Genomic DNA, 12,761 nt, shown 5'->3' with positions numbered 1-12,761 from the left:
GTTTTGTATTGGTAATTTGTAATTCGAAACTCAATATGCCCGAATATATTCCTTATGGGAAAACTGGTTATTTTAACCAGCTGGTAACAGATTTTTTAGCAGAACGTCCGCAGATCAGACCATTTTATACCTATTCTCCTGTACATCCGGATTTTGGCGCCGCGATAGCCGCCCGTCAGCATTTTGATACACCAAGAATCGCACTGGTAGCCGCACTGGAACAGCAATACACTGCCCTGGAACCTGTAAAGGCAGTACAGGACAACATCACCGCCCTGCTGCAGCCTAATACCTTTACGGTATGTACGGCTCATCAGCCTAACATATTCACCGGCTACCTCTACTTCGCCTATAAGATCCTGCAAACCATTAAGCTTTGCCACGAACTGAAACAGCAATACCCGCAACATAATTTTGTACCGGTTTATTATATGGGCAGTGAAGATGCCGACCTCGAAGAACTGGGCAGCATCTACCTGGAAGGGAAAACCCTTACCTGGAACACTGATCAGCAGGGCGCTGTAGGGCGTATGAAGCCGGAGGGACTGGAAACGCTGATTGGTGAAGTGAAGAAAGGACTGGGTTATGCGGCTCACAGCGATGAACTGGCAGACCTGCTGCAAAAAGCTTACCTGGAACACGCGAATATCCAGGAAGCCACACTGTACCTGGTACATGCGTTATTCGGCCGCTTCGGACTGGTAGTACTGGTGCCGGACAATGCCGCATTAAAACGTTTATACCTTCCCGTTATAAAGGATGAACTGTTTAACCAGGCGTCGCATGCTATTGTAAGTGATACATTGGAGAAGCTGGGCGAACATTATAAAGTACAGGCCAATCCGCGGGAAATAAATCTTTTTTATTTACAGGATGGCTCGCGGGAGCGTATTGTTCAGGAGGGTGATCAGTGGAAAGTATTACACACGTCGTTGACTTTCAACGCCGCTTCCCTGGAAGCAGCATTGGAAACACATCCTGAAAATTTCAGTCCCAATGTTATTTTACGGGGAATGTTCCAGGAAACCATCCTGCCAAATATTGCATTTATTGGCGGTGGCGGTGAAATTGCTTACTGGCTGGAATTGAAAGGGCTTTTTGCACATTACAAAGTGCCTTTCCCTGTTTTGCTGCTGCGTAATTCCCTGTTGCTTACTGATGAACTTTCGCAACAGCGGATCCATAAGCTGGGACTCACTACCACCGATCTTTTCAAGGGAACGGAAGATATTGTAAACGATTATGTGAAGCGGCATACCAATGCTTCGCTGGTATTGAAAGAAGAGTATGCCGCCATTGAGCAGTTGTTTGATGCGCTGGAAGAAAAAGCCCGCAGCATTGATGTAACACTGATTGCTACCACGGCCTCTGAAAGAAAGAAAGCGTTGAAGTCGATTGGTAAGCTGGAACATAAGTTCCTGCGTGCCGAGAAGAAAAAATTCGCGTGGCAAACAGATCAGATCCGTCAGATTAAAAATAAATTATTCCCTGCGGGTTCTTTACAGGAACGTAAAGAGAACTTCATGCCCTGGTATGCCCAGGAAGGTCCTGCTTTCTTTGACAGGGTGCTGGCTGCGTTAACGCCTGTTACCGACCAGTTTACCATTTTAGGGGAGTGATCGCCTTCGGCGATGGGGGAATTGTCTTGGAGCAGGATTACGCTGATTATACTGATTAGCTGGATTTTTACTTTTTTTGATTTTATAAAGGATTAAGGGAGATAAGAGCGAATATCCGCTTCTATCTCCCTTAATTATTATTAATGATAAAAAATCAAAACATAATCAAATCGGCGTAATCAGTATAATCAGCGTAATCCTGCTCCAACACAATTTCATCGCCAAAGGCGATCTCCTACGCACTCTGCGCTAATGCTTTACTCATATCTTTTACGAGCGACAGGATCGCTACGAGCTGGTCGTGCACCTGCTTGGTTTCCAGCATTTCATCACGGGTAGGCGTAGGGCCTTTGCCTTCATTGATTTCCTGCTGACGCAGATGTACCAGGCTTTCCAGGTGGGCGTCCAGCCGTTCAAAGGCGCGTACCTGCGGAGAAGGCTGGGCGCTGCTGCTGGTGGCCGGATCAGTGAACAGGGTGAGCTGGTCCATATAATGGAGGAGATAATCCGTAATTTCGCGGTATTCCGGGCGGGGAAACTGCACGCCGTGATGCATGCTGTAAGCCGCCAGGGTGGCGGTGTGCGAGGTGAGCGTATGATTCAGCACCACGAAATGATACACCTCGGAAGCGTTTTTTTGTTTGCTTTTTGGCTCCGACAGCATGCGTTGAAAGGCCGACATCATATTGGCTGCGGCCACGTAAGTATCTTTCCTGGCCAGTTTGAAATCTGTAACGGCTACCTTTTCATCGGAATAGGCGCGCATTACCAGTTCAAAATATTTCCGGTTGGCTTCCATCATCTTTTTCATGTAATCCGGGAGGAAGTTATGCTCCCAGGTAGGCCACAGCAGCATGTTGGCAAAGAAGGCGATGCCTCCGCCGATAAAGGTATCCAGTACCCGCTGCGCTACATTATACAGGTCTGAAGGATGGAGGAAGTGCAGCAGGAAGATGATAAACGGCGTTACAAAAAATACGCTGAGGGTATATTGGAAGCTCATAAAGCTGTAGGCACCCAGGATACAGATCAGCATCACGATAAAGATCACCGTATCGTTATGCGTGAGGTAAAGCAGGCCGGCGGCAAACAGGGCGCCGGTAACGGTACCGATTAAACGCTGTATGCTGCGTGATTTTGTAAGCCCAAAGCCTGGTTTCAGGATCACTACTATGGTTAGCAGGATCCAGTATACCCGGTCGAGATGAAGTGCGATGCCCAGCCCGTAACCCAATACGGTAGCCAGGCTCACGCGGATGGCGTGCCGGAAGATATGTGATTTGAAAGTAAGGTTATCCCGGAACGTTTCAAAGTCATATTTCTGGCGGGTAGTGAACTTCGACAGCTCCAGTTTTGGATCTATGGATTCGTCTTTCAGTCTTTCCAGGCGGGTGAGCCGGTGCAGGTTATAAATGCGCTGAGCCATGTCCTGCAGGTTTTGCAGGATGTTGCTCAGCGGGATGGTGCGGGTTCTTTCTTTGAGGGTAGGCAGTTTCATGGTAATGTCGGCAATGGCCTGTTTTACCTTTTCCATCTCAAACTTCAGGTTGGCTTTTGGCAGGGAGCGCTGACCTGCTGCCACGGCCATTCCTATATTTTTCAGCTCCTGGGTGAATTCAAGGATGAGGGCATGGAATTTTTCCAGGATTGCCAGGTCTTTAAAATCGGCCTGCAGGGCGTTATAGTCGGTTTGAGAGGCCATGATCTGTTCCTGGAGGTCTACCATATCCAGGAAAATGAGTACCATGCTTTTATTGAGACTGGTGGTACCTTGTTGGGCGGATCTTCTTTTCAGCAGCAGTTCGCGTACATTTTCCTGTTTTTCGTTGACGATCACCTGCTGTGCCAGCACGGCTTTATAGTTCTCGCTTACATTTATGCCGGGGGTATAGAAGTTGGCCCTTACTTCGAGGTAGCGGGCGGTTTGCAGGATACAGTCGCCCAGCGCCTGCTGTACGTTAAGGTAGGGGCGGATCTGCCAGAGGATGAGCGCCAGCACCGCGTACCAGATGCTGCCCAGCAGCACCATAGAGGAATGCAGGAGCGTGAGCTTCGGGGTGAGCTGGGTTTCCCCGAGGATAGACACTACTACCAGCAGGCAGCCGGTACCAATGTTACCGCCGCGGTTACCATACACCAGCAGCATGGCAAACATAAAACAACACACCGCTATCCAGATGGCCATCGGGATTACATAAGGGATCAGCAGACCCGTGCCCAGCGCAGAAAAAAAGATCAGTACGGTACTGATGATCAGGCCGTTCCGCTTATGTACAATGGTGCCGGGTACGTCGCTGAGGGCCGTACACAGGGCGCCCATCGACATAGCGATGCCCAGGTCCAGCATACCGAAGTACGCGCACACCAGTGAAGGCACTACCACACTGATGGTGGTACGCATACCGTTGCTGAAATGATAACTGTAAAGGAAATTTTTTATGTTATTGATCTGCTGTTCTGTACGCAAGCGTAAATGGGTTTTTGCTGGCGCAAAGATACGCGGATTTTGTCTTTCTCCGGATTACGCTGATTAAACGGATTACAGTTTTTTTATTTTCTGCAGATGAATATATTAATTTTGACTTTAATTTAATACCTGATTCAGAAAATATCATCATATTAATCAGTTTAATCAGCGTAATCCGGAGAAAGGCAAAATCCGCGTAATTTTCTAACAGCGAATTAAATTCTAATTGTTCTTTTTACTATATTTATAACCAGTCTTTTAGACTTTAGTTGCGTGCTGCGGACAGAGGCAAATGACCGGTAATTGTGTATAAATAATTACTGTATATCATTGCATCTCACTTAAATTACTTTTTGATTCGGGTAAAATTATATCTTTGACGCCTTAAAAAACCTCGGAGTACGACGTGCGCTTAAAAACACTAGAAATTAAAGGCTTTAAAAGTTTTGCAGATAAAACCGTTTTGCAGTTTGATGAGGGCATCACTGGGGTGATTGGGCCAAACGGTTGCGGCAAAAGTAATATCATCGACTCCATCCGCTGGGTAATCGGCGAGCACAAGATCAGTAACCTCCGGTCTGATAACCAGGCTGGACTTGTGTTTAACGGTTCCAAAAGCCGCTCTGCAAGCGGTATGGCGGAGGTTAGTCTCACTTTTGAAAACACCAAGAACGTACTACCCACCGAGTTCACTACGGTGACGATTACACGCAAATTTTATAAGAACGGCGATAGCGAGTACCGCCTCAACGACGTGGCCTGCCGCCTGAAAGATATCCATAACCTGTTCATGGACACGGGCGTAAGTACCGATTCCTATGCCATCATCGAGCTGGGAATGGTGGACGATATCATCAAAGACAAGGAAAACAGCCGTCGCCGTATGCTGGAACAGGCGGCAGGCATCTCCATATATAAAACCCGCAAAAAAGAAGCTAAATCCAAACTGGACGCTACTGAAGGAGACCTCAACCGTATTGAGGACCTGTTGTTTGAAATCAATAACAACCTCAAAACACTGGAAAGCCAGGCCCGTAAGGCAGAACGCTTCTATGAAGTAAAAAAAGAATACCGCGAAATTAGTATAGAACTCGCTAAAGCCGCACTGGAAGGCTTTAACGTTACCTTTAAGGAACTGTCGGACACCCAGCAAAACGAAAGCGACCGCAAATTGGCGCTGGAAACAGAGATCCTCACCGCAGAAGCGGCCGTGGAACAGGATAAACTGCACTTTGTAGCAAAAGAAAGGGAACTGCAAACCATGCAGAAATCTTTCAATGAGCTGGTATCCACTATCCGCACCAAAGAAAACGATAAGAACCTCGCCACGCAGCAACTTACGTATCTGCGCGAGCGGGAAAAAAATATCAGCGACTTCCTCAACAATGCGGAAGGACAACTGCAGGGACTTACCACTTCCATTGAATTTACCGAGAAACAGGTGGAAGAAGAGGGAGAAGTGTTTGAAACAATGGCAGACGAACTGGACACCCTCCGCGATATGGTAGAGGAAAAGAAAGAACGCTTCCATCAGAAGAAACAAGCCCTCGAAACCCTGCGCAACGACCAGCAGCGCTGGCAACGTCAGCAATTTGAGGCCGAAAAGAAAGTAGCCGTTGCCGATACTTCCGTGATGAACCTGCAACGCAGCATGCAGCAACTCCAGGAAGAAAAGACCAGCCGTCAGCAGCAGATCACCCAGCTCGAAACAGAAAAGGAAGCCCTGCAGCAAACACTGACTGGCAGCAAAACGGAACTGGAAAACATGGTCCGTTTCCAGGAAGAAACCAAAAGTAAAATACTCGCCACCCAGTCCGATATAGAAGGACTGCGTGATAAACTGGTAGACGAGAACCGTACCCTCGATTCCAAAAAGAACGAGTTTGACCTGCTCAAATCACTGGTCGACAGCCTGGAAGGCTACCCGGAGAGTATCAAATTCCTCAAAAAGAATCCCGACTGGAATAATAACGCTCCCATCCTGAGTGATATCTTTTTCTGTAAAGAAGAATACCGCACCTGCGTGGAAAACCTGCTGGAACCTTATCTGAGCTACTATGTAGTAAACAATGTACAGGAAGCGGTACAGGCCATCCAGTTGCTTGATAACAACAAAAAAGGTAAAGCCAATTTCTTTATCCTCGATCAGTTCCGTACTGATTACAGTTCGCTGCTGGCGCCGGCAGGCACCATTCCTGCGCTGGAAGTAGTGGAAATAGAGGAAAAGTACAGGGGCCTGGGACAACACCTGCTGGGTAAAGTATTTATCGGGGAAGACCTTACCCGCCTGGAATTCAGCCAGGTGGCTGATGAAAGGATGCTGCTGGTGGAAAAATCCGGTCGCATGCACCGCGGTAAATACAATATCAGCGGAGGTTCTGTAGGATTATTTGAAGGCAAGAAGCTGGGAAGGGCCAAAAACCTGGAAAAACTGGAAACAGAGATCAAAGACCTCGAAGTAATAGTGGGCCGCCTGAAAGTGGCGCTGCAAAGCAAACATGACGAAGTATTAGGCTACAACAGCCAGTTAAATGAAAATAATATCAATGCTGCGCGGGAAAGAGTAAACCAATTGAGCAATCAGCTGTTTGGCTTACAGAACAGGATTGAAAACTTCCACCACCTCATTGAAGCCGGCGATAAACGCCTCGAAGAGATGCAGCAATCCCTGGAAACCAACCAGGAAAGCATTTCCGGCGTGAAGGACGAACTGGAAAGCCTGAACGAAAGAGTCACCGAATTGCAGGACAGCATCGCAGACGCCGACAGGATGGCCCAGGAAGCAGAACAGCAGTTCAATATGGCTACGGTGCAGTTCAATAACCAAAACCTGCAACATACCCGTCAGCAAAGTAAAGTGCAGGCCCTCAAGCAGGAACTGGAATTTAAACGCAAACAACTGGCAGACCTGCACGTGCAGATCACCAGTAACAAATCGCAACTGGAAGACGCCGTGGCCAATATCGCCGGCGCCGTGGATAAGCTGAGCCACGCGGACGACGGACTCGTGGAACTGTTCCGCCAGCGCGAAGAAGAAGAAAAAGCACTCAACGAAAAAGACCAGGAATACTATAACTTCCGGAACCAACTCCAGGAACTGGAAACCACGCTGAGAACAAAACAGCGCGCCAAACAGGAACTGGAACAGCAACTGAATACCATCAAGGATAAAGTAAATGAACTGCGACTGCAACTGGCTTCCATGAAAGAAAGGCTCAGCGTGGAGTTTAAAGTGAACCTCGATGAAATTATAGATGAGCAACGCAGCTCGGAGTTGTCGGTGGATGAATTAACGGGTAGTGCAGAGCGACTGAAAAAGCGCATGGAGAACATGGGAGAAATTAACCCCACTGCCATTGAAGCCTACCAGGAAATGAAAAAACGGTACGAGTTTATACTGGAGCAGAAAACGGACCTGGTAAATGCGAAAGATTCCCTGCTGGCCACTATCCAGGAGGTTGAGTCTACCGCTAATCAGAAATTCCTGGATACTTTTAACCAGGTAAAGGAAAACTTTATCCGGGTATTTAAAGCCCTGTTTACGGAAGAAGATCAGTGCGATATGATCCTGAGCGATCCCGAAAACCTGGCGGATACCGGTATTGAAATCATTGCGAAGCCAAAAGGGAAGCGCCCGGCAGCGATTACGCAGTTATCCGGTGGTGAAAAAACACTGACGGCTACCGCGTTGCTGTTTGCCATTTACCTGATTAAGCCGGCGCCATTCTGTATCCTGGATGAGGTGGATGCACCATTGGATGATGCCAATGTGGGTAAGTTTACCAACATGATCCGCAAGTTTTCGGATAATTCACAATTTATTATTGTAACACATAACAAGCAAACGATGGCTGCTGTAGACGTGATCTACGGCGTAACCATGCAGGAACCGGGTGTAAGCAAGCTCGTTCCGGTTGATTTCAGGAGTTTGAACTAGCCAGTTGGTTTGGTTGTTGTAAAGAGAGTTCATTACTTTTATTCTTGATTCTAAAAAAATAAAAAAACGTAAACACTATGGGCGCATGGGGCACCAGGAATTTTGAAAATGATGGATCACAGGATTGGATTTTTGACCTGATTGATAATAAAGACGGTGGTTTGGTGGCTGACACGTTAGCGCGTGTTATCAACAATATCGAAACACTGGAAATTTCGGATTGCGAAGAGGCGTTGGCCGCTGCGGAACTGGTGGCAGCATTGGTGGCACGCCCAAGCGAAGATTTCCCGGAAGATCCGTTGGATCAGCTGGATGTGCTGAACCTTATTGGTACGCGCGCACTCAGAAACCAGGCAATCGCTGCTGTAAATAAAATTGTAGCAGCCTCCGAAATGAAGAATTATTGGGAAGATGCAGGTCAGGGCGAAGCATGGGCCGCTGTACAGGCAGGTCTTATCAAACGTTTGGAGTAGCAGGGGCGCCTTCGGCGCTTTTAAATTGTCTTGGAGCAGGATTAGAATGATTAATCGTGATTACACTGATTTGATTAGGTTTTGATTTTAAATATTTTGGGGAGATAAAGCGGATATTTTCGCTTTTATCTCCCCAAATCATTTATTCAAAATCCCGGAAAATCAAATCAGTGTAATCACGATTAATCATTCTAATCCTGCTCCAAGACAATTTAAAAGCGCCGAAGGCGCTCCTGTCTAAATCAGTATCCCCGCAATAGAGGCCGACATATAAGACGCCAGCGTTCCGCACAACAGTGCTTTCAGCCCCAATTTAGCCAGATCCGCCCTTCTGTCGGGCGCCAGCTCACCGATACCGCCGATCTGCATGCCTACGCTGCTGAAATTGGCAAAACCCGCAATGGCAATAGTAACAATGGCAATCCCTTTGGAGCTTAGCACCGGTACTGTTTTGTCAGTGAGGCTTTTAAACGCCACAAATTCGTTGATGGTAAGTTTTTGTCCGAGCAGGGTAGCTACGTTTTGTACATCTCCCTGTGGTACGCCCATTGCCCAGGCCATTGGCATAAACACCTTTCCAAAGATCCAGTCGAGACTGAGATCAAACTTAGGATTGAAAATATGACCGATATGAATGAGGCCCCAGTCGATCAGTGCAATAAAAGCAATGAACCCGATCAGCATGGCTATCACGTTCATGGCTATCTTAAAACCATCGCCGGCGCCGTGTGAAATGGCGTCGATCACGTTGGTGTAATTACTTTTTACTTCCATTTTAACGCGGCCCATCGTTACACTTTCCTCTGTTTCCGGGAAAACGATCTTGGATATCACGAGTGCGCCCGGCGCGGCCATCAGGCTGGCGGTGATCAGGAAGGGCGCAATATGCAAACCTGCCTGTAATCCCATGTTCACATACACCACCAGGATACCACCGGCAATACAAGCCAGGCTTCCACTCATGGAAGCGAGGATTTCACTTTTGGTCATGCTTGATAAGTAAGGACGGATCATCACCTGCGCTTCTACCTGTCCTACGAAGGCGCTGGCCACATTGCTCAATGCTTCTGCGCCGCTTACACGCATCACATAATTCATGGCGCGGGCAATCACTGCTACCACACGCTGCATGATGCCATAATGATATAAAACCGCTACCAGCACACACACCAGGATGATGGTGGCCGTAACGTTAAAGGCAAATACAAAACCTCCGGCAGCATAATCCTTAATCCCTGTGCCATCGGGCTGCGATACGCCAATACCGCCATACACAAAGGCGGCGCCTTTGCGGGCAAAGGCTTCCAGCTTTCCCATCGCATCGCCTACCCGCTGGAAAAACCAGGTAATAGGGGGCACCTTAAATACCAGGAAGCCGATTAGTACCTGTAAGCCAATACCACTGAACACCAGCCTGTAGTTGATCTTACTTCTGTTGTTAGAAAATAGAAAGGCTATACCCAAAATAAGTACAATGCCTATGATGCCCTGAAAGCGTTCCATAAATGCAAATAAATCGTAAAATGTATGCAATGAAGCGACGAAGATAAGTTTTTTTGCCGTCGCTCACATAGTAAGCTGTTATCTCATATAATTTTTCAGAAAAAATATATTTAGAAATGTATTTTTATCGCTTTCGCAATCGAACAATAACAAATGCAGCGTATTCATTATCGTTTAATCACCACGTTATCCCTGGCTTTATTTGCCTGTGGACAAGGGAACCAGCAGGAAAACGGGAACAAGCACGAAAAAGATTCTATTGCCATGCGGGAGCAGTTTGCTACTTCACCCGTATTGGATGGCAAAACAGGCATCGGGCACATGCAGGTTGATGAGGGGCTGGAAGTACAGCTGGTGGCCGCGGAACCAATGGTAGTGGCGCCAGTAGCGATGACCTTTGATGAACGCGGACGCATGTGGGTAGTGGAAATGACCGGCTTCATGCCCGATACTGCCGGTACCGGGGAAGATAAACCCGATGGTAAAATTGTGATCCTGGAAGATACCAACCGCGATGGCGTTATGGATAAACGCACCGTATTCCTTGACTCACTGGTACTGCCACGGGCCATATGCCTGATTGAAAACGGGGTACTGGTAGCCACACCGCCGCAATTGTGGTTTATTGAAAACAACAGCGATAAACCCGGTAAAAGAACCCTGGTGGATGACCAATACGCCACCGGCGGAAACGTGGAACACCAACCAAACGGATTGCTGCGTGCAATGGACAACTGGATCTATAACGCAAAATCGGATAGGCGTTACCGTAAGGTGGGAGATAAGTGGCTGAAGGAACCCACACATTTCCGCGGACAATGGGGCATCACACAGGATGATCATGGCCGTCTTTATTATAACAACAACTCCGAAAACCTGCTGGGCGATTACTTTTCCCCGGGACTGGGCGGCACCAATCCGCAACAGAACAATGCCGCTGGTTTTGATCAGAAAATAGTACCTGATAACCGTACGTATCCCGCGCGGCCCACGCCCGGAGTAAACCGCGGTTACCAGAAAGGCTCCCTGGACGACAGCCTCCGCCTGGTGAATTTCACCGCCGCCTGTGGTCCGGTGATTTACCGCGCTAACCTGCTGCCGGCCACTTATGCCGGTAATGCCTTTGTAGCAGAGCCTTCCGCCAACCTCATCAAAAGGAATATTTTATCAGACAGCAGCTACATCGTGAAAGGTGTACAGGCCTATCAGCGGAAGGAATTCCTCGCCAGCACCGACGAGCGTTTCAGACCGGTGGACCTGCGCACCGGCCCGGATGGGGCCTTGTATATCGCCGATATGTACCGGGGCATCCTGCAGCATAAAACTTACCTTACCGAATACCTGAAGAATGAAATAAAGATGCGTAACCTTACGCAGCCGCTGAACTGCGGACGTATTTACCGTGTTATTCCTATCGGCAGTAAACCGCAACCGGTAACGTTTGAACTTACACCTGCCTTTCTCGGTAAAATGCTTGGTAATGAAAATGGTATTTTGAGAGATAAAGCGCAACAGCTCATCATTGATCAGCGCTTAACCACGATGGCGCCGGAACTGAGGACCATGCTGAAAGACGCGGCGCATCCGCTGACGCAGATCCACGCGCTCTGGACGCTGGAAGGGCTGCACAGCCTCACCGCAGAAGATATCAGCGGTATCTGGCAACAGGCAGATCCTGCGTTGAAGATGCAGGGGCTGGCAGCATTGCCATCTGTATTAAACAGCAGCAGTATCAAAGCAGCGGCTGCGGCACTGGACTCCTTGTCGGATAACCCATACCTGGCGCCGGTTGTAGCTTATGTATTGCCTGCAGTAGAAAAACTGGATAAAGCCGCCGCCACCCGCCTGGAAGATAAAATGATAAAAGCGTATGCCCCTAACCGTTATGTGGCAGCAGCGCTGGTAAACAATGCAACAAACAGGGAAGCGGTATTGCTGAAAGAGGTGATTGCCTGGAATCCTGATACCACGCTGGTGTTGCGCCGGCAGCTGGAAACAGTGCTGAAGAACATGGACAGCAAAGCCAATGCAAAAAAAATGGAGGCATTGCGGAAAGAACTGCCACGAGGATATAAGATTTTCAATACCGTATGTCAAACCTGTCATGGTAAAAGCGGGGAAGGCATTGCTTCTATGGCCCCGCCGCTGAATGAAAGCAATTGGGTAAACGGCAACAAGAAAGCATTTATATCTATTGTATTATACGGTCTTACCGGTCCGGTGGAAGTACACGGCAAAGTGTACAAAGCGCCCGAAATAAATGGCGATATGCCGGGTATCGGCGCCAGTGATGAATTCAGTGATGCAGATATTGCACAACTACTGACGTTCCTGCGCAGTGCCTGGAATAATAAAGCCGATAAAGTTTCCGCCGCAGATATCCAGCAGGTGCGGAAGCTGAACAATGGCCGCCAGAAGCCTTTCACAGCGGGAGAATTAACACATTGACCGTTTGTTGCAAATAAAAGCCTTATCTTTGCCGGATACAATTATTTATTAATTGAATCCGGCAACTAACATATTAGTCTTACTCAATACACCCCGTGCATCCAAACGCATGTGTGGGTTCCTGTTGCCGTTCTTATCCTGCCCAAAAGACTTCAACAATTAAGCCCGGGCAACTTTTAGTACATAAAGTGTTGTACCCGGGGGGATAACTACCTGCGTAGTTTTATTCCGCTAGTATTTTCCAAACAATCTTATAAAATCAGTTTGATGAATCATCGGATAGCACGATGGCAATCATCTGTAAACAACTGACA

Annotated in this window: 6 protein-coding genes; 4 read left to right on the top strand and 2 right to left on the bottom strand. The window is 47.9% G+C overall.

Annotated features, from left to right (window positions below):
- The first annotated feature begins 35 nt into the window (after positions 1-35).
- A complete protein-coding gene (gene bshC / locus ACMXI2_RS16315) occupies positions 36-1,619 on the top strand; it encodes a bacillithiol biosynthesis cysteine-adding enzyme BshC (protein ID WP_483777154.1) in 1,584 nt (527 codons plus the stop codon).
- Positions 1,620-1,854: 235 nt separating this feature from the next.
- Here the strand turns inward: bshC and ACMXI2_RS16310 are convergent, their stop codons facing one another.
- Positions 1,855-4,086, bottom strand: coding sequence for an FUSC family protein (locus ACMXI2_RS16310; protein WP_483777153.1), 2,232 nt, complete (start codon positions 4,084-4,086; stop codon positions 1,855-1,857).
- A 406-nt stretch (positions 4,087-4,492) separates the two neighbouring features.
- On the opposite strand from ACMXI2_RS16310, the gene smc reads away from it, so the two are divergent.
- Positions 4,493-8,023 carry a chromosome segregation protein SMC gene (gene smc, locus ACMXI2_RS16305; RefSeq protein ID WP_483777152.1) on the top strand — a complete coding sequence of 1,177 codons (3,531 nt, stop codon included), beginning with the start codon at positions 4,493-4,495 and terminating at the stop codon, positions 8,021-8,023.
- A 77-nt stretch (positions 8,024-8,100) separates the two neighbouring features.
- Positions 8,101-8,496 carry a DUF4259 domain-containing protein gene (locus ACMXI2_RS16300; RefSeq protein ID WP_079472833.1) on the top strand — a complete coding sequence of 132 codons (396 nt, stop codon included), beginning with the start codon at positions 8,101-8,103 and terminating at the stop codon, positions 8,494-8,496.
- A gap of 237 nt (positions 8,497-8,733) precedes the next feature.
- Here the strand turns inward: ACMXI2_RS16300 and ACMXI2_RS16295 are convergent, their stop codons facing one another.
- Complete coding sequence (locus tag ACMXI2_RS16295; protein WP_483777151.1) at positions 8,734-9,999, bottom strand: NupC/NupG family nucleoside CNT transporter; 1,266 nt, start codon at positions 9,997-9,999, stop codon at positions 8,734-8,736.
- A 153-nt stretch (positions 10,000-10,152) separates the two neighbouring features.
- On the opposite strand from ACMXI2_RS16295, the gene ACMXI2_RS16290 reads away from it, so the two are divergent.
- Positions 10,153-12,447 (top strand): DUF7133 domain-containing protein, encoded by a 2,295-nt coding sequence (locus tag ACMXI2_RS16290; protein ID WP_483777150.1) that lies wholly within the window; start codon positions 10,153-10,155, stop codon positions 12,445-12,447.
- Positions 12,448-12,761: the final 314 nt, after the last annotated feature.

It is taken from the genome of Chitinophaga sp. G7 BAM 1005 (assembly GCF_057126945.1).
The sequence above is the reverse complement of the archived record's forward strand: the minus strand, read 5'-3'. Positions and strand labels throughout refer to the sequence as shown.

Excerpts from the sequence above, each read along its gene's own strand:
- bshC (WP_483777154.1), top strand. The coding sequence starts at position 36 with ATGCCCGAATATATTCCTTATGGGAAAACTGGTTATTTTAACCAGCTG.
- ACMXI2_RS16300 (WP_079472833.1), top strand. The coding sequence starts at position 8,101 with ATGGGCGCATGGGGCACCAGGAATTTTGAAAATGATGGATCACAGGAT.
- ACMXI2_RS16295 (WP_483777151.1), bottom strand. The coding sequence starts at position 9,999 with ATGGAACGCTTTCAGGGCATCATAGGCATTGTACTTATTTTGGGTATA.
- ACMXI2_RS16290 (WP_483777150.1), top strand. The coding sequence starts at position 10,153 with ATGCAGCGTATTCATTATCGTTTAATCACCACGTTATCCCTGGCTTTA.